General features: G+C 62.1%; 17 protein-coding genes. 6 read left to right on the top strand and 11 right to left on the bottom strand.

What is annotated here, in order from left to right; all coding sequences use genetic code 11:
• Positions 1 to 49: 49 nt before the first annotated feature.
• The 6 genes from J3P84_RS11380 to J3P84_RS11405 are packed head-to-tail and all read right to left on the bottom strand — an operon-like array spanning position 50 to position 6,110.
• Positions 50 to 403 (bottom strand): Na+/H+ antiporter subunit G, encoded by a 354-nt coding sequence (locus tag J3P84_RS11380; protein ID WP_434630228.1) that lies wholly within the window; start codon positions 401 to 403, stop codon positions 50 to 52.
• Positions 400 to 678: a K+/H+ antiporter subunit F gene (locus tag J3P84_RS11385; protein ID WP_186615355.1), complete on the bottom strand. Its 279-nt coding sequence runs from the start codon at positions 676 to 678 to the stop codon at positions 400 to 402. The genes J3P84_RS11380 and J3P84_RS11385 overlap by 4 nt, the downstream gene beginning before the upstream one ends.
• The gene (locus tag J3P84_RS11390) at positions 675 to 1,163 is read right to left on the bottom strand and encodes a Na+/H+ antiporter subunit E (protein WP_434630230.1); all 489 of its coding nucleotides are present in this window, start codon (positions 1,161 to 1,163) and stop codon (positions 675 to 677) included. The genes J3P84_RS11385 and J3P84_RS11390 overlap by 4 nt, the downstream gene beginning before the upstream one ends.
• Entirely contained in the window at positions 1,160 to 2,845 is a 1,686-nt protein-coding gene (locus J3P84_RS11395) for a monovalent cation/H+ antiporter subunit D (RefSeq protein ID WP_434630232.1), read from the bottom strand. The genes J3P84_RS11390 and J3P84_RS11395 overlap by 4 nt, the downstream gene beginning before the upstream one ends.
• Complete coding sequence (locus tag J3P84_RS11400; protein ID WP_003202835.1) at positions 2,842 to 3,186, bottom strand: Na+/H+ antiporter subunit C; 345 nt, start codon at positions 3,184 to 3,186, stop codon at positions 2,842 to 2,844. The genes J3P84_RS11395 and J3P84_RS11400 overlap by 4 nt, the downstream gene beginning before the upstream one ends.
• Positions 3,186 to 6,110, bottom strand: coding sequence for a monovalent cation/H+ antiporter subunit A (locus J3P84_RS11405; protein ID WP_434630234.1), 2,925 nt, complete (start codon positions 6,108 to 6,110; stop codon positions 3,186 to 3,188). The genes J3P84_RS11400 and J3P84_RS11405 overlap by 1 nt, the downstream gene beginning before the upstream one ends.
• 255 nt (positions 6,111 to 6,365) lie before the next feature.
• On the opposite strand from J3P84_RS11405, the gene J3P84_RS11410 reads away from it, so the two are divergent.
• The 3 genes from J3P84_RS11410 to J3P84_RS11420 all read left to right on the top strand — a co-directional run bounded on the left by J3P84_RS11410 (position 6,366) and on the right by J3P84_RS11420 (position 10,804).
• Entirely contained in the window at positions 6,366 to 8,942 is a 2,577-nt protein-coding gene (locus J3P84_RS11410) for an S-type pyocin domain-containing protein (RefSeq protein WP_434630236.1), read from the top strand.
• A gap of 5 nt (positions 8,943 to 8,947) precedes the next feature.
• Complete coding sequence (locus J3P84_RS11415) at positions 8,948 to 9,223, top strand: bacteriocin immunity protein (RefSeq protein ID WP_434630238.1); 276 nt, start codon at positions 8,948 to 8,950, stop codon at positions 9,221 to 9,223.
• A gap of 81 nt (positions 9,224 to 9,304) precedes the next feature.
• Positions 9,305 to 10,804, top strand: a complete 1,500-nt coding sequence (locus tag J3P84_RS11420; RefSeq protein ID WP_434630240.1) for a bacteriocin immunity protein — start codon at positions 9,305 to 9,307, stop codon at positions 10,802 to 10,804.
• A 249-nt stretch (positions 10,805 to 11,053) separates the two neighbouring features.
• On the opposite strand, the gene J3P84_RS11425 is transcribed toward J3P84_RS11420, so the two are convergent.
• On the bottom strand, positions 11,054 to 11,986 hold the full coding sequence (locus J3P84_RS11425; protein ID WP_434630242.1) for a DMT family transporter: 933 nt from the start codon (positions 11,984 to 11,986) through the stop codon (positions 11,054 to 11,056).
• Positions 11,987 to 12,077: 91 nt separating this feature from the next.
• On the opposite strand from J3P84_RS11425, the gene J3P84_RS11430 reads away from it, so the two are divergent.
• Both J3P84_RS11430 and J3P84_RS11435 read left to right on the top strand, forming a co-directional pair.
• Positions 12,078 to 12,641 (top strand): helix-turn-helix domain-containing protein, encoded by a 564-nt coding sequence (locus J3P84_RS11430; protein WP_434630244.1) that lies wholly within the window; start codon positions 12,078 to 12,080, stop codon positions 12,639 to 12,641.
• A gap of 151 nt (positions 12,642 to 12,792) precedes the next feature.
• Positions 12,793 to 14,232, top strand: a complete 1,440-nt coding sequence (locus J3P84_RS11435) for an FAD/NAD(P)-binding protein (RefSeq protein ID WP_434630246.1) — start codon at positions 12,793 to 12,795, stop codon at positions 14,230 to 14,232.
• Between the two features lie 159 nt (positions 14,233 to 14,391).
• Here J3P84_RS11435 and J3P84_RS11440 read toward each other — a convergent pair whose 3' ends face one another.
• The 3 genes from J3P84_RS11440 to J3P84_RS11450 form a co-directional block, all read right to left on the bottom strand.
• Complete coding sequence (locus J3P84_RS11440) at positions 14,392 to 15,507, bottom strand: Gfo/Idh/MocA family protein (RefSeq protein ID WP_434630248.1); 1,116 nt, start codon at positions 15,505 to 15,507, stop codon at positions 14,392 to 14,394.
• Positions 15,508 to 15,718: 211 nt separating this feature from the next.
• Complete coding sequence (locus J3P84_RS11445) at positions 15,719 to 16,486, bottom strand: SDR family oxidoreductase (RefSeq protein WP_003180553.1); 768 nt, start codon at positions 16,484 to 16,486, stop codon at positions 15,719 to 15,721.
• A 24-nt stretch (positions 16,487 to 16,510) separates the two neighbouring features.
• Complete coding sequence (locus tag J3P84_RS11450; RefSeq protein WP_434630250.1) at positions 16,511 to 17,578, bottom strand: phosphotransferase family protein; 1,068 nt, start codon at positions 17,576 to 17,578, stop codon at positions 16,511 to 16,513.
• Between the two features lie 197 nt (positions 17,579 to 17,775).
• Here J3P84_RS11450 and J3P84_RS11455 point away from each other — a divergent pair, with 197 nt between their 5' ends.
• A complete protein-coding gene (locus tag J3P84_RS11455) occupies positions 17,776 to 18,171 on the top strand; it encodes a DUF4280 domain-containing protein (protein WP_109755997.1) in 396 nt (131 codons plus the stop codon).
• Positions 18,172 to 18,314: 143 nt separating this feature from the next.
• On the opposite strand, the gene J3P84_RS11460 is transcribed toward J3P84_RS11455, so the two are convergent.
• Positions 18,315 to 18,857, bottom strand: coding sequence for a toxin-antitoxin system YwqK family antitoxin (locus J3P84_RS11460; protein WP_434630252.1), 543 nt, complete (start codon positions 18,855 to 18,857; stop codon positions 18,315 to 18,317).
• Positions 18,858 to 18,863 lie beyond the last annotated feature (6 nt).

An 18,863-nucleotide genomic window follows, 5' to 3' on the forward strand; every position in this document is an offset into this window, starting at 1 on the left:
CTGCGCACCCCAGCGGGAGCAAGCTCCCTCGCCACAAAAAGCCGGTTTGTCAGTCATTCTTGCGACTACTTACCTCCGCCGGCACGTCATCGCCGGCCATACGCTTGCGGAACAACGCCGCCCGGGCCAGCAGCAGGGTGGTCACCGGCACCGTGATGGACAGCAGGATCGGTATCAACCACGCATGCAGCACCGGCCCGGACTTGATCGCGGAAAAGTAGATGATCGAGGCAAGGGCAACGCACCAGGCGCCCAGCGTCGACGCCAGGGCAGGGGGGTGCATGCGCTGGAAATAATCCTTCAACCGCACCAGGCCGATTGCCCCGAGCAGGGCGAACACGCTGCTGGCCACCAGCAGGATCGCCACCGAAATTTCCACCCACATCGACAGCTCGACATTCATTCGATCACCTCGCCACGCAAGAGGAACTTGGCCAGGGCAAACGAGCCGACAAAGCCGAACAGGGCGATCAGCAGCGCGGCCTCGAAGTAGGTGTCACTGGCATAACGGATGCCCAGCACCAGCATCATCAGCATCGCGACGATGTACAGGTAGTCGAGGGCCAGGACTCGGTCCTGTGCCGAGGGGCCTTTGAACAGGCGCACCAGGGTCAGGACCATGGTCAGCGAGAACAGGAACAGGCTCAGCAGGATGGCATTGGACAGCAACGGGCTCATTCGAAAATCTCCATCAATGGGCGCTCGTAGGTGGCCTTGAAGTGCGCTATGAATGCGCCTTCGTCCTCCAGATCGAATACGTGCATCAACAGGATGCTGCGGTCCAGCGCCAGCTCCGACCAGACCGTCCCGGGAATCACCGTGGTGATCATAGACAGCACCGCCAGGCCATTGGCATCGTGCAGGTCCAGCGGCACCTTGACGAAACGCGAGCGAGGCGGGCGGCGTCCGGCATTCAGTACGCCCCAGGCGACGGCCAGGTTGGATACCAGCACATCGCGCCCCACCAGCATGAACAGCCGCAGCATGACCCAGGGCCGGCGGATGCGAATGGGCCGCGGCCGCAGTGGACGCATCATCAATGGCGCCAGGAAGCCCAGCGCCGCGCCCAGCAGCAGGTGGCCGGCGCTGACGGACAGGTTCAACAGCAGCCAGAGCAGCCACAACGCCAGCGACAACCAGGGTGCGGGAAACAGCCGCTTCATGGTTGCACCGCCTGCACTTCGGTGTCGGCTTGTGGGTTGGGGACGGCGCGGGTGGCAAGCACCGCCATCACATAATGTTCAGGTGTGTTCAGCGCATCGGCGGCAGACTGGGTGTAGCGCAGCAGCGGCTCGGCCTTGAAGGTCAGGGCGATTCCGAGGCCGAGCAGCGCGATGATCGGCACGCATTCGAACGGCCGCAACAGTGGCGACGGCCGCTCCTGTGGCGTCCAGAAGCGCTGGATGCCCAGGCGCGAGAAGGCGATCAGCGCGGCGAGCCCGGACAGGATCAACAGCGCCAACAGGCCCCAGGCGGCGGCAGAGACGGGCGTGTCGGTACTTGCTCCGAGCCCTTGGGGGTTGAGCAACGCGTTGAGCAGCCCGAGTTTTGCGATGAAGCCCGAAAGCGGTGGCATGCCGATAATCAGCAGCGCACAGGCGATGAAGCTCAGGCCGAGGAAGGCCATGGTCCAGGGGATCACTTGGCCGACTACGGCTTTCTGTTCGTCGTCGAGGTTGATGCCTTTGGGCGGCTGCAGCGATTCCAGTGGGCGCGGCAGGCTGTCGAGATCGTCTTCCAGCGGCAGATCATTGGCCGAGCGTGAACGCTCGATCAACTCGGCCAGCAAGAACAGCGCGCACAGCGCCAGGGTCGAGCTCACCAGGTAAAACAGCGCAGCCCCCACCAGGTTTGGCTGGGCAAAGCCGATGGCTGACAGCAGGATGCCGGCCGAGACCAGGATACTCAGGCTGGCCATGCGCTCCAGGCGTTGGGCCGCGAGGATGGCGATGGCCGCGCAGGCGATAGTCGCCAGGCCGCCGTAGACCAGCCAGTCAGCGCCAAAATAGGCCGAGGCGCCGGCCTGCCCGGAAAACAGCAAGGTCCACAGCCGCAGGATGGTGTAGACGCCAACCTTGGTCATGATCGCAAACAGTGCCGCCACCGGCGCACTGGCTGCACTGTAGGCCGGCACCAGCCAGAAATTCAGCGGCCACATGCCGGCCTTGGCCAGGAACGCCACCGCCAGGATCGCCGCGCCGGCGTGCAGCAGGCCGCGGTCGGCTTCCGGCACGAGGGGCACCTTCAGGGCCAGGTCGGCCATGTTCAAGGTCCCTGTAACGCCGTAGATCAGGGCTGCGCCAATCAGGAACAGCGACGAGGCCAGCAGGTTGATGGAAATGTAGTGCAGCCCCGACGACACCCGCGCCCGGCCCGATCCATGCAACATCAAGCCGTAGGACGCCGCCAGCAGCACCTCGAAAAATACGAACAGATTGAACAGGTCCGCCGTGAGGAAGGCCCCATAAAGCCCCATCAGCTGAATCTGGAACAACGCATGGAAACTCGCCCCGGCCCGGTCCCAACGGGCCATGGCGAACAGCAGCGCGCAGACGCCGATGATGCCGGTCAGCACCAGCATCAGCGCTGACAGGCGATCGACCACCAGCACGATGCCGAACGGCGCCTGCCAGTTACCGGGCAGATAGACGCCAATGGAAGCGGGCAGCGCCTGCTCCTGGGTCCAGTGCAACAACAGCACGGCGATGCCCAGGCCCAGCAGGCTGGAGAACAGATTGATCCGCGCCTTGAGCGGGCGGTGCTTCTCGCCGAGCATCAGCATCACCGCGGCGGTCAGCAACGGAAGCAGGATGGGCGCGGCGATCAAGTGTGGCGTCAACGTCATTCCTTCGGCTCCCGGCCGTCCACATGGTCGGTGCCGGTCAGGCCCCGGGACGCGAGCAGGACTACCAGGAACAAGGCAGTCATGGCGAAGCTGATCACAATGGCGGTCAGCACCAGGGCCTGGGGCAACGGATCGGTGTAGTGCAGCAGGTCCTGGGGCACGCCGTCCTTGATGATCGGCTCCTTGCCGATGAACAGGCTGCCCATGCTGAAGATGAACAAGTTGACGCCGTACGACAGCAGGCACAGGCCCATGACCACTTGAAAGGTCCGCGGCCGTAGCACCAGCCAGACACCGGAGGCGGCCAATACGCCGATTGCGATTGCGATGACTTCTTCCATCAGGCGTTGGCTCCTTTGAGAGGGGCGACGGGTTTGGCGTGCAGGCCCGGCTTGTGGGCGCGCACTGACTGGTGGGCCAGGGCAGTGAGAATCAGCAGGGTCGAACCGACCACCACGGCATAGACGCCGATGTCGAAGAACAACGCGCTGGCCAGGTGAATATCCCCCAGCAGCGGCAATTCGAAATGCCAGGTGTGCGTGGTCAGGAACGGATAACCCGCCGCCAGCGCCCCCAACCCCGTGGCGCTGGCGAACAGCAGCCCGGTGCCCATCCAGCGCAGCGGTCGCAGGCTCATCTGCGCTTCGACCCACTGGGTGCCGGCGACCATGTATTGCAGGATGAACGCCACCGACATCACCAGCCCGGCCACGAAACCGCCGCCGGGTTGATTGTGGCCGCGCATGAACAGATAGAACGACACCACCAGGGCAATCGGCAGCAACAGGCGAACCAGCACCGACGGCACCATCATGAAGCCCAGCGCGGTATCGCTGGCGTGGCGCGGGTTGACCAGGTCGGTGACTACGTCCGGCGCCAGCAGGCGTTGTTGCGCCGGCAGTTGCATGCTTTCCTTCGGTGGACGGAAGCGCCGCAGCAGGGCGAACACCGCCAGGGCCACCGCCGCCAGCACGGTGATTTCCCCCAGGGTGTCGAAGCCGCGGAAGTCCACCAGCATGACGTTCACCACATTGCTACCGCCGCCCTCAGGCAGCGCGCGGCTGAGGTAGAACGAGGAAATGTCGTTGGGGGTCTGGCGCGTCAGCATCGCATAGGACAGCAGCGCCATGCCGCCGCCCACCGCGCCGGACAGCAGCAGGTCCCGCAGGCGCCGGATGCGCGCGCGCCGTTCGCTGTTGGGCCGGGGCGATACGTCCTCGATCCGTCGGGGCAACCAGCGCAGCCCCAGCAGGATCAGCACCGTGGTGACCACCTCCACCACCAGTTGCGTCAAGGCCAGGTCCGGTGCCGAGAACCAGACGAAGGTCACGCAGGTCATCAGGCCGCAGACGCTGACCATCGTCAGCGCCGCGAGACGGTGATACTTGGCTTGCCAGGCCGCGCCCAGGGCGCAGGCGATCGCCAGTACCCACAGGGTGACGAACACCACGGAGCCGGGAATCTTCGGCCGGTCGCCCCAGACCAGCGTGCTGTGCAGCATCGGGATCAACCCGGCCAGGAGCGCCGCCAGTACCAGCAGGAACAGTTGCGCCTGCAGGCGCCGAGTGCTGATCTTGCGCTCCAGCCGACGGCCGTGGCGCATCATCAGCACCAGGCAGCGTTCGAACAGGCGCTTGCCGCTGAGGCGGCCGATCAGCGGCGGATGCTTGATTTGGCCTTGCTTGAATTGCTTGCGCAGCAGCAGGTACAGGACGATGCCCGCGGCCATCGCCACCAGGCTCATGAGCATGGGCGCGTTCAGCCCATGCCAGATCGCCAGGCTGTATTCGGGCAGCGGGCCGCCCACCACGGGGAGTGCGGCGGCGGCCAGCAACGAGCCGACCACCTGGGCCGGGAAAATCCCCACCAGCAGGCAGGTGAATACCAGCAGCTCGACCGGCGCGCGCATCCAGCGTGGCGGTTCATGGGGCGTGTGAGGCAGGTCGCTGGCGGTGGGGCCTAAGAACACGTCCACGGTGAAGCGCAGGGAGTAGGCGACGCTGAAGGTGCCGGCGATGGTGGCGATGATCGGCAACGCCAGTTCGACCCAGGCGGTGGCTGAGATAAATACCGTCTCGGCGAAGAACATCTCCTTGGACAGGAAACCATTGAGCAACGGCACCCCGGCCATCGCCGCGCTGGCGACCATCGCCAGGGTGGCGGTGAACGGAATCAGTCGCACCAGGCCGCTGAGCCTGCGGATATCCCGCGTTCCACTTTCGTGGTCGATGATTCCGGCGGCCATGAACAGCGAGGCCTTGAACGTGGCGTGGTTGAGGATATGAAACACCGCCGCCACCGCCGCCAGCGGACTGTTGAGACCCAGCAGCAGGGTGATCAGCCCGAGGTGGCTGATGGTCGAATAGGCGAGCAGGCCCTTGAGGTCGTTCTGGAACATCGCGCAGTAGGCGCCCAGCACAAGGGTGCAGGCCCCCGCGCCGCCGACGATATAGAACCATTGCTCGCTGCCCGATAATGACGGCCACAGCCGCGCCAACAGGAAGACACCGGCCTTGACCATGGTTGCCGAGTGCAGGTACGCCGACACCGGTGTGGGTGCGGCCATGGCGTGGGGAAGCCAGAAGTGGAAGGGGAACTGAGCACTTTTGCTCAAGGCGCCGATCAGGATCAGCGGCAGCAGGACGGGGTAGAGGGCGTGGTCACGAATCAGGTTGCCGGCGGCCAGGACCCTGTCCAGGTCATAGCTGCCCACCACATGGCCGAGCAGCATCACACCGGCCAACAGGCACAGCCCGCCGGCACCGGTCACCATCAACGCCATGTAGGCGCCGCGTCGGGCGTCGGCGCGGTGATGCCAATAGCCGATCAGCAAGAACGAGAACAGACTGGTCAGTTCCCAGAAGAACACCATCTGGATCAGGTTGCCGGAGATCACCAGCCCGAGCATCGCGCCCATGAACGCGAGGAAAAACGCGAAGAAACGCGGCACCGGATCGTCCGGCGACATGTAATAGCGGGCATACAACGACACCAGCGTGCCGATGCCCAGCACCAGCAACGAGAACAGCCAGGCAAAACCGTCCAGGCGCAGCACGAAATTCAGGCCGAGGCTTGGCAGCCAATCATATTGTTCACGGATTACGCCGCCATCGGCGATCTGCGGGTACCACAAGGCCACCTGAACAGCGCCGGCCAGGGCTACGAGGCCGGCCAGCAGCGATTCGGCGTTACGGGCGTTATGCGGTAACAGCGCCGCGACACAGCTGCCGATAAAGGGCAAAAGCAATAGAACTATCAGTGACATAGGCTTCTATTCGGCAAGGGATGTCCGGGATCATACGTGGCGTATTCCGGATCACCAACCGCCAGGGTGTCGCAGAATCCTACAGGGTAGGTGGAGTTTCCTGACTTTGCGTTGTTTGGGCGAGGGGACGCCGCGTCCGAATCCGCCACGAGTACAGCAACCACGCAACTAAAAAATATCCGGGCGCTGTACATATGTACCGCACCCGAACGCGGTTCCATCGCCACTGTGCGCCATACAGAAAAGGAGAACTGTATGGCAAAGCGAACATTCAGCGATGGATCAGATGGAACGGTAGTCATCAGACCGGGGCGCCCCTCATCGGGCGGCGGTTCCGGCGGAGGGTATGGCGGCGGCTTCGGAGGAAACCGCGTCGGAGCAACAGGCGGTCCCAAGCGTTCAGCCAGGGGGATGAAAAAGCGGCGGCAAGCGACGCTCAAGCGCCAGGCCGAGGAAGCGAATGCCGCTTCAAAAGTGAAAGCAGACTCTGTGAAAGCCAAGGCTGCGGCTGCCGCAAACGCCAATGAGCAGGCACGCCAACAAGCACTGGCGACCATGGTGCAACGCCACACCTCCACCCGGGCCGAGGTGGATCGAAACTTCGCGAATAAAAAGCAACAACTCGAGACGTCGCTTCAAAAGGAAATTTCGGCAGCAAAACGGCCACCCGCCTCGAACTCGACCGAGCGTTGGCAGCTTTACACCATCACCAGAGAAAAAAGCGAAATCGACGGGCTGATCGCCCGCAAGACCCAGGAACTCAACGCCAGGAAACTCGCTGCCCGCGTCTTTGATGGACAGGATCCGCTCATACGTTCGGTGAACGACTACCGCACGCGACTGGATCAGTTCGGCGCCGCGCTCGATGACGGTCATCGACTCTGGGAGCAGAGTTACACCGCGGCCCAAGAGGCGCGGCTGCTGTCCGAGCTGATCAGGGCCTTGAGCGAAAAATCCGGCACGCTGGCCCGATACCATGCCGAACAGACGGTGGTGTGGCGTGAACGGGAAGCTGTCTGGGAGCGCCAGCGTCAATACGCCGAACAACGGGCGGCGCGGATCCGCTTCAAACAGCAAGTTGATGAAAGCACGCGGCTGGAGAGGTTCCGGCAAGTCCATACCCTGAGCATACCTGCGCCTTCGTTGACTGCGGGCGGCATGGTACTGACCCGTGACGCCGTGTTCGTCGGCCAGCAAGCCGCAGCGGTGTTGGAACAGGCTGTCGCCACTTCCGTCGAAACGCTCAAGGACTACGGGCGGATCCTCGCCAGAACGGGGCCGGTCTTCGTCACGGCGATGGTTTACTCACCAACGCTGGGCGACGGCGAACTGACTTCAGAACAACGCAGCCGCCTGTTCCAAGGCGTCGGCGTACCGGCGCAAGCGCTCGGTCTCACCGACGGACCCGCGCTGCAATCGATTGCTGATGCAGGCGGTTCGGTTGAGTTGGCGTACCGGCTCAAGCCGCAAGTTGTGGCTGAAGGCACAGCGCTTAACATTGCCAGCACCGGCGACACCATCGGCGCTCATGTTCCCGTCATCAACGCGCAATTTGATCCGCTGACCGGCCTCTACAACGCAGAAGTCCCCGGCTCACCGACCCGACACCTGCAATTTACCGCCGATGCCGCCAGCCAGGCGATGCCTGCAAGCCAACCGGTTCTGACGGCGATGGCGCCTCAGGTGGAGACCTTGCCAGCGGGCGTGGACCTGCGCATTCAAGACTGCATCGTCTGCGTTCCCGGTTTGCCACCGACCTATTTCTCATTCGATTTGCCGCCGCTGGGCTCGGGCATCGTCACGGGCGCCGGCAAGCCGGCTGCGAATGATTGGTGGAGCACGGCCAGCCAGCCCCAAGGCGCCGCCATTCCCGAGCAAGTCGGTCATCAGATGCGGGCGCAGCCAATAAAGTCCTTCAGTGCCTTCGACCAGGCACTGTGGCGCGCCCTCGCCGAGCACCCAACGCTGTCGGTGTCGGGCAACGCCGACGAAATCAACAAAAAACGCATCGAACGCGGCTTTGCCCCCTATGCGCCGAAAAGCACGTGGGTCGGCGAGCGTCGCGAATTCGAACTGCGTTATCAGAACCGGGCCGAGCTGGGTGAAAACCCTTTCAATCTCGACCGCATCAGCATCGCCACGCCAAACAGCCTGCTGGGCAGGCCGGGCATCGTACCGGCTGTCATCCCCTGGCCCGCGCCTCCAATCGGCAAAGGGACCCGGACACCCCTGGTCCCGCCGGGCATCGAACAGCTTGGCCCGACCACCTCACCGATTACACCGCCACTCTCGTCGGTATATCCCGGCAATCCTGTCATCCCGGTCCTACCGGAAAACGAGACGTTTCCGGCTGTTGATCCGGGGCAAGTCGGTGCCAATATTCCTGGGTATCCGGGCGATATGGAGCTGCCTTCGCCGGATGCGCTGTTTTATGACCGGCGGGATGATCGTGGCGTGGCGCTCGGGTTTGGGCAGCCAGTCTCAGGCATTTGGTTGGGGGAGGCGGCGAGGACAACCGGCGCACCTATTCCTGATCGGATTGCGGATCAGTTGAGGGGGAGGGAGTTTGCGAACTTTCATCGGTTCAGGGAGGCAGTTTGGAAGGCCGTGGCGGCGGATGTGGAGCTGGGTCAGCAATTTACCGGCATCAATTTGGATAGGATGCGAAATGGCCAGTCACCATACTCCATAAGAAAGGACCAAGTAGGAGGACGAAAAGTATTTGAACTCCATCATGAGATTGAAATTTCAAAAGGTGGTGATGTGTATAACGTGGACAACATTCGTGTACTTACGCCCAAGCGTCACATCCAACACCACAGGGAGGGTTAAGGATAATGATCTTTAAAGAAGCGCTGGAAGATTATACCGAGCTGGAATTTTTATCCTTTCTCGGGGAGCTATTCCATCATACGAGTGATCTTAAAGGGCAGGAGCTGGGGAAGTATCTGGATAAACTGGTTGATCATTTCGAACTTATTACAGAACACCCCGACGGTTCAGATGTTCTCTTCTACCCAAAGGAGGGCCAGGAAGACAGCCCCGAAGGCATCCTGAAAGAAGTCAAGGAATGGCGCGCCCGCAATAACAGACCCGGCTTCAAACCGGAATAGACCAAGCCCCGTGTACGCATCTGCTCGACCAGTCGAGCAGGTGCGTTACCGAGCATGCACGCTAAACAAGGAAAGCCATAGATGGAACTTAAACCCAAGCTCCAGGATTACACTGAAACCGAGTTTCAGGCGCTCGTAGGAAAAATCTGGAATGTCGACATGGGCAAAGAAGAGCATGACCGACTGATCAACCACTTCGACCGAATCGTCGGGCACCCCAAAGGTGCGGACCTGTTGTTTTACCCCGAAGACACCGGGAATACGAACGCCCCGGAAACGATTGTCCACTTCGTAAAACAGTGGCATTTCAAAAAGAACGTTATTCCCTTCAAGGGCGGGGTACTGCCTGCCCCGGCCAAGCCCGCACCCCGCTTGAGCATGGCGCAACACGCGACGGCAAGGGCCAAGCGCGAGCTTGCCAATGCACAGCGGTTGGCCTCGGACATCACCGCCGCAGAGCAGACGGTTGAAAAGGCCTTTACCCAGCTGCAGCTTATTACCCAGCAACGACAAAACCAACCCGATGCAGAGCAGACGCTGGACGCACTCAAGCAGGCGATGCGGCGACTGGAGCAGGCACAACACGAAGTGGTCATCGCCGTTCACACGTTTGAGCGCTATAAAATGCGTGTCGAGTTCGCCTTGAGTGGCGCCCAGCGTGATCTCACCTATAACAAAGCCGACCAAGCGCTTTGGCAAGCGAATGCACGGCAGGCCACCGCCAATCATGACCGTTATCTTGCGCGTTTGTCCTCTATCGCTCAGCGCAATGCCGTTCTTCATGCCGCCGCTGAAGCGGTACTGGAGCGTTCCTCGCAGCAACTCATGCGGTTACGCGGGCAGGACAACGGCTCGGTGTTGTTTCGTATGTCCGCGATCCAGGATATGAGGCGTCCGAATCTGCTGCTAAGCGACGCGCCGCCGCTAAGAACCAGTCAACAGGTGGACTTGCAAAAATCCATTCGTTCAGCTGTCGCCGAGTTCAATTGGCTGATGACGCATCCAGAACAGGCACACACCGGGCAATATGCCGGAGTCCTTAGTTTTGATCTTGTCAGTCGAACCAAAGAAGTGCGTTTTGGCCTGTGTGTTGCGCTGGCCGAGATGTCTGCAATCGAACAAGACTGGCAGGCTCTCGCCGCACGGAAGGGCGAGGTGGAGTTGCCGTTGCGAATGGGCACGGCAATGATCGCGACAAAACCCGGCAGCCATTTCAGGGGCCTGAAAGAAATACGTGAGCTTTTTCAGATATACATCACGCCTGCCACCGGTGTGTTGCCGTCCAAGGTGCGCGTGAGGTTGGCGGTTTGGGATGGAGCTGGACGGTTTTTTCGCTTGACCACGGACGGCCCGCAACCACGAGTGCTCGAATGGACCTTCGCAGACTCCATGGAGGCGTCGATGGCATCCGAGCAAAATCGACTCGATTCTGCCGGTTTTATTCACTCATCGCCGGTACCGACGTTGGAATCCTTCGACTCCATTGGAGAGGTTGGATTTGATGACTACGTCGTGGTATTTCCCCAAGACTCGGGATTGGAGCCGCTCTATGCTGTGTTCAACGAGCGTCGCGACTCGTGATCGAAGGCGCTCGGGTAGGAGATAGCGCTCAATAGCGCGGCATACACATAACCCGTGGCGAGGGAGCTTGCTCCCGCTGGGGCGCGCAGCGGCCCTGAAACCTGGCGACGCGATATTCCAGGTTGATTGGGTGGTCTGCGGGGGGCTGCCGCGCAGCCCAGCGGGAGCAAGCCCCCTCGCCACAGGTTCAACAGGTTCAATCCACCACCACAGGGAATTTTTTCGCGGCTATTCGCTGATTGATCGGTATTACTGCTCGCGCTCAAGCACCTTGTCCACTTCGACACCGGCTTTGCTTCGAGTCTTCAGCTCACTGACGATCACCGCCGCCACAATCAACCCGGCGCCCACCAGGGCGATCGCCGGCAACCGTTCGCCGGCCAGGCGCCCGGCAATACCCGCCCACACCGGTTCGCCGGCATAGATCAGCGTGGCGCGGGTCGGCGAGACGCTTTTCTGGGCCCAGTTCATTGCCACCTGGATCGCCGCGCTGGCGGCGCCCAGGCCTACGGCGCTGATCAGCAGCAGCCAGGAAAAACCGGGAATCACTTCCCGGGTCGGCACCACCATCAGAAACGCCAGCACGGCGGTACTGGCCAGTTGCACGACCGTGACCCGGCGCACATCCACCTGGCCGGCATAAGCGCTGATCAGTATGATCTCGGCGGCGATCGCGATGGCGCTGATCAGGGTGGCGATTTCCCCCGGACTGAAATTCAGCGACGCGCCGGCCGGGCCGGACACCAGCATCAGCCCGGTGAACGCGAGCATGATCCCGATGCTCGGCATCAACCCTGGTCGGCGGCCCAGCACCAGCCATTGCAACAACGGCACGAAGGGTACGTAGAGGGCGGTGATGAAGGCCGATTGGCTGCTGGGGATGGTTTGCAGGCCGACCGTCTGCAGGCCATAGCCGAGCATGATCGCCACACCGATGAAGGCTCCGGCCTTGAGTTCGAACCAGGTCAGGTCGCGCAGGTGCCGCCAGGAGAACAGCGCAACGAATGCCGCCGCAGCGGCAAAGCGCAAGCCTACGAAGAACATCGGTCCGCTGACGGTCATCGCGTGCTGGACCAGCAGGAATGTCCCGCCCCAGATCATCGTGATCAGCACCAGCACGCATTCGGCCTTGCTGAACCGTGAGAAACGGGAGGAAGCTTGCGGGGAGTTCACCAATGCCATGATCTTGCGCGCCACTTGAGGTGGACGCACAATGCGCCCGAACGAATAAGTTGGGCAGTATAATGCGCAACCCCGGCAGATGAGCAATATAGTGCACAAAGATAATGGCCAGCGGGCATCGGTCCTGCAACACGTCAGCCAGAACGTCCGTCGCCTGAGGCATGCCGCGCAGCTCAGCCAGACGGCGCTGGCCGAGCTGTCCGGGGTCAGCCGGCGGATGCTGGTCGCCATCGAAGCTGGCGAAAAAAATGTCAGCCTGACCACTCTGGACCGTGTCGCCGAAGCGTTGGATGTGGCCTTCAGCGATTTGATCCAGGCTCCGGATGCCCGCGACCCGAGCCGTATCAATGAGCTGGCCTGGGCCGGCGTGATTCCAGGCAGCAAAGCCGTATTGTTGGCCAAGGCCACCGCCAACCGCGAAGTGGAACTTTGGGAATGGCGCCTGGAGCCCGGCGAGCATTATGTCTCGGAGCCTGACGCGGACGGCTGGAGCGAGCAGCTTTATGTATTCGAAGGTTGTTTGACGCTACTGCTGGGCAGCGAGGAGCGTCGAATCGAGGCCGGTGAATTTTTCATGTTTGCCAGCAACCAGCCCCATGCCTATCGCAACAACGATTTGGTGGCGGCGCGGTTTGTGCGCAATGTGGTGATCTGAACTTCCATTGCATCGCGAGTGCTACCAAAGAACGCTTCCGGAGCATCAGGCGATGGCAGTAAGGTAGCGTCTCGTCGTTCCGTTGCTTCGGCGCCCCGTCAGGGCCTTGAGCTGCGAATGATAACCGCTGTTTTCATGACGGAAGCGTTCGATGACTGACGTGCCAACCTCGATTCCCCGTTCCGCCGATGTCCTGATCATCGGCGGTGGCCTGAGCGGTGCCATGTTGGCGGCGCAACTGCTGCGCCTGCCAGGCCAACGCGAAGTGTTGATTGTCGAGCCGCGCAGCGAGTTGGGCCGGGGCGAGGCCTACAGCGCGGTGGAGCTGGGCCACACCTTGAACGGTAACGCGGCGCGCATGAGTGTCGACCCGGACAACGCCGACGATTTGACCCAATGGCTCACCACGTTCATCGAAGCCGGCGGCTGGCCCGAGTCGGATCAGCAACACGTGCCGATCAGCGAGCTGTTTCCGCCCCGAGGAATGTTTGGCCTCTACGTACAGCAACGTCTAGCCGAAGCTCGCGAATCGGGCGCACAGAACGGTTCGACCGCCGAGCATGTGCGCGGGGAAGCCGTGGACCTGCGGCTTGCCGACGGTGGCGTGATGGTGACGCTGGGCGACGGCCAGGTCTTGCATGGCCGTTTTGCGGTGCTGGCCACCGGCATGTTCCCGGCGGCGCGCACCCCGCAGACCGAGTCCAGCGGCTTGAACGCCGCAGCCCTCGATCCTTGGGATGTGGCCGTGATGCGCCATCTCGATCCGCAGTCCACGGTACTGATCATTGGCTCGGGACTGACCATGGTCGATGCCGTGGTGTCTTTGGAGCAGGCCGGGCACCGTGGGCCGATCGAAGTGTTTTCCCGCCATGGCCTGTTGCCTCACGTGCGTCGCCAGCCACCGGCCTGGGTGGATTTCCTCGCCGAAGATCACAACTTGCGTTCGCCATTGCAGTTGATGCGTGCGCTGCGCGAGCAGTGCCGTAAAGCCGAGGCCGAGGGGATCGATTGGCAGGCGCCGCTGGATACCGTGCGCGCGCACATCGGGCGTTTGTGGAACCAGGCCAGCGACGTGCAACGTCGACAGTTCGTCCGGCATGTGCGGCCGTGGTGGGAAAGCCACCACCATCGCTCGCCGCCGTTGAGCGCGGAACTGGTGGCGCGTCTGCATGGGGAAGGGCGGTTGCGGATTCAGGCGGCGTCGTACAAGGGGCTGGTATCGGCTGGCGAAGGATCAGTGGCAATCAACATTCGCCGACGGGGCGAGGCTGGACTGGAAGTGGTGCAGGGCGCCGCGTTGATCAACTCCAGTGGTATCGAATACGATTGGCGCCGGGTTGCGCGACCGTTGCCGCAGCAGTTGCTGGCACGAGGTCTGGTCCTGCCCGGTCCCTTGGCACTGGGCATCGCCGCGCGTGCAGATGGCGCGGTGTTGGACGCCCTTGGCGAGCCGGCCAGTCGCCTGTTTGCCATGGGCCCGCCATTGCGCGGGGTGTGGTGGGAAAGCACCGCCGTGACGGATGTCGCGAGCCAGGCCAAGACGCTGGCCGCGCGCTTGATTGAGTTACAAACCCAAAAAAATTCAGACTGAACATGCCCCCTGTGGCGAGGGGATTCATCCCCGTTGGGCCGCGTAGCGGCCCCAAAGGATCTACTGACACACCGAGGCGTCAGTTTCAGGGGCGCTTCGCACCCCAGCGGGGATGAATCCCCTCGCCACAGAGTATTTCCAAGGTGTGAAAGTCGGTGATTAGAGCTCCCTGACCTTCACCCAGCGCTCCTCCCGCGCCGCTGTGCGAATCGCCGCCGCCAGGCGCTCGACTTCCCAGGCTTCTTCGAAATCCGTCCCGTTGCCGCCATCGCCCGCGAGGGCCATGACCAGCTCCTGGACTTCCAATGTCTTCAGTTCGTTGTACCCCAGCTGGTGCCCGGCCGCCGGGCTGAAGGCGGCGTAGCCCGGCAGGTCGGGGCCGGCCAATAGTCGCTGGAAACCTGCCTGGCCGGCGCGGCACAGGCGCAATTCATTCAGTCGTTCCTGATCGAAGGCCAGCGTCCCGAGGGTGCCGCTGATCTCGAAGCTCAAGTGGTTCTTGTAGCCGTGCTTGAGCCAACTGCTGCTCACCGAGCCCCGGGCGCCGCTGGTGAAGCGCAGCAGCGCCTGGACCTGGTCGTCAACTGCAATGACCCGCTGTTCGATCGCGCCGGCGCTGGCCGGACGTCGGTTGTGGACGGTCTGGCTGTCGGCACACACCGAATCGACAGCGCCCAGCAGGTAACGAGCCATGGCCAGCAAATGACTGCCCAGGTCAGCCAGGGCGCCGCCGGCATGCTCGGCTTCGCAGCGCCAGGACCATGGGGAGGTCGGGTCGGCCATGAAGTCCTCGCTGAATTCGCCCTGGAAGCTGACGATCTGCCCCAGCTCGCCGCGCTGGATCATTTCCCGCGCCAACCTGATGATCGGGTTGTGCTGATAGTTGTAGCCGACGCGTGTCACCACCCCGGCCGCCTTGGCGGCCTGGCGCATCCGCTCGGCCTGTTCCAGGGAGACCGCCAGTGGTTTTTCGCAATAGACCGGCTTGCCCGCCGCCAACGCGGCCATGGCCATCGGAAAGTGCAGATGGTTGGGCGTGGTAATGGCGATCAACTGGACGTTCGGGTCGTCGATCAGTTGTTGCCAGTCGCTGTGAGCCGTCTCGAAGCCCCAACTCTGTGCACATTGGCGCGCACGTAGCGGATCGGCGTCGGCCAGGGCCGCCAGTTTCAAATTCAGGGGAAGGTCGAACACCGCCTTGGCGTTATGGAATGCCAAAGCATGGGCACGGCCCATGAAGCCGGTGCCAATCAGACCGATGCCGAGTTCGCGCATGAGAAAGAGCCCTTTGAATTGTTATTTTCAGAAGGCTCTTTATGGAATAAATATTCTCTAATTGCAAATGGTGGAATAAATATTCATTACCCTGCCCTTGAGAATTCCCTGTGGGAGCGAGCCTGCTCGCGAAGACGATAGTTCAGTCAACATTGAGGCCGACTGACCTGACGCCTTCGCGAGCAGGCTCGCTCCCACAAGGGAAATATCCTCAGGACAAGAACCCACCATCCACATTCAACGCCACGCCCGTGGTGTAGCTCGACGCATCGCTGGCCAAGTACAACACCGCGCCGGCCATTTCGCTCGGGTCGGCCACGCGCTTGAGGGGGATCTGCGCCAGGGCGGTCTTCAGGATGGCGTCGTTCTTGACCAGCGCCGAGGCGAACTTGGTGTCGGTCAGGCCCGGCAGCAGGGCATTGCAACGGATGCCGAACTGCGCGCACTCCTTGGCAAAGACCTTGGTCATGTTGATCACCGCAGCCTTGGTCACCGAATAGATGCCCTGGAAAATGCCCGGCGAGATGCCATTGATCGACGCGACATTGATGATGCTGCCGCCGCCGTTCTCGCGCATCAGCTTGCCGGCTTCCACCGACATGAAGAAGTAGCCGCGGATGTTCACATCGACGGTTTTCTGGAACGCGCCCAGGTCGGTGTCCAGCACGTTGCAGAATTGCGGGTTGGTGGCGGCGTTGTTCACCAGGATGTCCAGGCGCCCGAATTGCTCGCGGATGCCGGCGAATACCTGGCTGATCTGCTCCATTTCGCCGATGTGGCAAGCGATCGCGGTGGCCTTGCCGCCAGCGGCGATGATCGCATCGGCGACATGCTGGCAGCCGTCGAGCTTGCGGCTCGAAACGATCACGTGGGCGCCTTGCTGGGCCAGCAGTTTGGCGATGGCTTCGCCGATGCCGCGGCTGGCGCCGGAAACGAAAGCGATCTTACCGTCGAGGTCGAACAACTGGGTCTTGGACATGCTGTTTCCTTGTTATAGGTGCGCTCAGAGCGTGGATTTGCTGATGACCTGCAGGCTCATCTGCTCCAGCAGTTTGTTCATCTGAACGAACTGCGCGAAGCGTTTGTCCTGGGTCTGGCCATGGAAGAAGCGGTAGTAGATCTGCTGGACAATGCCGGCCAGGCGGAACAGCCCGTAGGTGTAGTAGAAGTCGAAGTTGTCGATGCGGATCCCGGCGCGCTCGGCGTAGTGATCGACGAATTCGCGGCGAGTCAGCATGCCCGGCGCGTGGCTTGGCTGACGGCGCATCAATTGCACCGGTGCCGGATCGCCGGCCTCGATCCAGTAGGCGAGGCTGTTGCCCAAATCCATCAACGGGTCGCCAAGGGTGGTCAGCTCCCAGTCCAGCACCCCGATGATCTGCATCGGGTTGTCCGGGTCGAGGATCACGTTGTCGAAGCGGTAGTCGTTGTGGACGATGCTCGACGTTGGATGGTCGGCAGGCATCTTGTCGTTGAGCCATGCCTTGACCGTCTCCCACTTGGGCGCATCCGGGGTCAGGGCTTTTTCGTAGCGCTCGCTCCAGCCACGGATCTGCCGGGCCACGTAGCCTTCGGGCTTGCCCAGGTCGGCCAGGCCGCAGGCGGTGTAGTCAACACGGTGCAGTTCGACGAGCCGGTCGATGAAACTCTTGCACAGGGCTTCGGTGCGGGCTGCATCGAAACCCAGTTCCGGCGGCAATTCGGAGCGCAGGATGATGCCCTTGACCCGTTCCATCACGTAGAACTCGGCGCCCATCACCGATTCGTCAGTGCAGTGGACGTAGGCTTTGGGGCAGTACGGGAAACCTTCGCGCAACTGATTGAGGATGCGGAACTCACGGCCCATGTCGTGGGCCGACTTGGCCTTGTGGCCGAACGGCGGACGCCGCAGGACGAACTCCTGCTCGGGATATTCCAGCAGGTACGTCAGGTTCGACGCGCCACCGGGAAACTGGCTGATCACCGGCGTGCCGGTCAAGCCAGGAATGTGGGCCTTGAGGTACGGGTCGATCAGGTTGGCATCGAGTTCTTCACCGTCGCGCACGCGGGTGGACTGATCAGTCACTGCCATGCTTATCCCTTCTGCTTATTTTGGAGGCCATTGATCATTGGCTAATCTAATGGCGCGTGGGAGGCGTCACAAGCACGCCGGGGTCTTATAGGTTAGCGTGTTGCTGGATAATCAGCGGCCTTGATGCATGGCGTCCGTGCGCAGCGGGCGCTTGCGAGCTAAGGTTTGGAGACTGTCGCCTCCAAGGAGCAACCGCGATGGGATGTCCGCAAGTCTGTGGCACCGCGACCCTGCAATGCAGCTTCGGCGTGGCGCCGGCGGTGCTCAATGTGCTGCCGGTCAATCGCCTGCTGACCGGCGGGATGCCGGCGGCCAATATCATGGATCATATTCCCTTGGTGAACATCACCACGTTCGGCATGTGCCAGAGCCTGGCGAATCCGACAGTGGCCGCGGCCACTGCGGCGGCGTTGGGCGTGCTGACGCCCATGCCATGCATTCCGGCCACCGCGACCCCGTGGATCCCCGGCGGCGCACCGACCCTGTTGCTCGGCAACATGCCGGCTATCGACGCCAACAGCACGTTGATGTGTACCTGGGCCGGGGTGATCAAGATCGTCGTGCCGGGGCAGGTGCAGATGTTGATTCCTTGATGGCGCGAACCGACAGGCAGGAATGAATCCTGTGGGAGCGAGCCTGCTCGCGAAGGCGCCAGTCCAGTCCGGCTCGATGTTGACTGAACTGTTGTCTTCGCGAGCAGGCTCGCTCCCACAAGGGAAAGGGTAAGGCAGAAAATTCAGGCCTGCGCCGGATCATTCCAGCGCCTGAACCACCAGCGCACCCGGGAGATCGGCTTGCCCTCGGCGTCCAGTGGCCGGCCGTCTTCGGCGTAGGCCTGGGCCGGTTCCAGCAGTTGGCCGTTGAGGTAGCGGGCCTCGACTGCCGGGCTGCCGTTGGGGTGCAGGCGCCGATAATGGCCGTCACGCACGCCGTCGCGATAGAACTCGGCTTCGGCCAGTTTCCCGTCGGGAAAATAATTGTTCGCCTCACCGTGCAACAACCCGCGGCAGTAACTGGCCTGGCGTTGCAAGCCGCCTTCGGCCGCGTAGAAGCTTGCCATTCCCTGGAGTTTGCCTTTGACGAACGGCAACACGGCCGAGACCTTGCCATTGGGGTGATACAACGTGCTGGTGCCTTCCAGTTCACCCTGGCTGTAGTTGAGTTTCGCTTGTGGGCGCTGCGCTTCTTCAATCTGCAAGGGGCCGTCGAGCTTGCCATCGATCAGTCGCCCATTCAGTTGACTGTCACCACGCTCGACGTCCAGTTTTTTCGAGGCCATGGCCGC

Source organism: Pseudomonas sp. Z1-29 (assembly GCF_051131995.1).
Taxonomy (GTDB): domain Bacteria; phylum Pseudomonadota; class Gammaproteobacteria; order Pseudomonadales; family Pseudomonadaceae; genus Aquipseudomonas.

Excerpts from the sequence above, each read along its gene's own strand:
- J3P84_RS11440 (WP_434630248.1), bottom strand. The coding sequence starts at position 15,507 with ATGCGCGAACTCGGCATCGGTCTGATTGGCACCGGCTTCATGGGCCGT.
- J3P84_RS11395 (WP_434630232.1), bottom strand. The coding sequence starts at position 2,845 with ATGACGTTGACGCCACACTTGATCGCCGCGCCCATCCTGCTTCCGTTG.
- J3P84_RS11450 (WP_434630250.1), bottom strand. The coding sequence starts at position 17,578 with ATGGCAGTGACTGATCAGTCCACCCGCGTGCGCGACGGTGAAGAACTC.
- J3P84_RS11420 (WP_434630240.1), top strand. The coding sequence starts at position 9,305 with ATGGAACTTAAACCCAAGCTCCAGGATTACACTGAAACCGAGTTTCAG.
- J3P84_RS11405 (WP_434630234.1), bottom strand. The coding sequence starts at position 6,110 with ATGTCACTGATAGTTCTATTGCTTTTGCCCTTTATCGGCAGCTGTGTC.
- J3P84_RS11400 (WP_003202835.1), bottom strand. The coding sequence starts at position 3,186 with ATGGAAGAAGTCATCGCAATCGCAATCGGCGTATTGGCCGCCTCCGGT.
- J3P84_RS11435 (WP_434630246.1), top strand. The coding sequence starts at position 12,793 with ATGACTGACGTGCCAACCTCGATTCCCCGTTCCGCCGATGTCCTGATC.
- J3P84_RS11445 (WP_003180553.1), bottom strand. The coding sequence starts at position 16,486 with ATGTCCAAGACCCAGTTGTTCGACCTCGACGGTAAGATCGCTTTCGTT.
- J3P84_RS11380 (WP_434630228.1), bottom strand. The coding sequence starts at position 403 with ATGAATGTCGAGCTGTCGATGTGGGTGGAAATTTCGGTGGCGATCCTG.
- J3P84_RS11415 (WP_434630238.1), top strand. The coding sequence starts at position 8,948 with ATGATCTTTAAAGAAGCGCTGGAAGATTATACCGAGCTGGAATTTTTA.
- J3P84_RS11410 (WP_434630236.1), top strand. The coding sequence starts at position 6,366 with ATGGCAAAGCGAACATTCAGCGATGGATCAGATGGAACGGTAGTCATC.
- J3P84_RS11455 (WP_109755997.1), top strand. The coding sequence starts at position 17,776 with ATGGGATGTCCGCAAGTCTGTGGCACCGCGACCCTGCAATGCAGCTTC.
- J3P84_RS11390 (WP_434630230.1), bottom strand. The coding sequence starts at position 1,163 with ATGAAGCGGCTGTTTCCCGCACCCTGGTTGTCGCTGGCGTTGTGGCTG.
- J3P84_RS11385 (WP_186615355.1), bottom strand. The coding sequence starts at position 678 with ATGAGCCCGTTGCTGTCCAATGCCATCCTGCTGAGCCTGTTCCTGTTC.
- J3P84_RS11425 (WP_434630242.1), bottom strand. The coding sequence starts at position 11,986 with ATGGCATTGGTGAACTCCCCGCAAGCTTCCTCCCGTTTCTCACGGTTC.
- J3P84_RS11460 (WP_434630252.1), bottom strand. The coding sequence starts at position 18,857 with ATGGCCTCGAAAAAACTGGACGTCGAGCGTGGTGACAGTCAACTGAAT.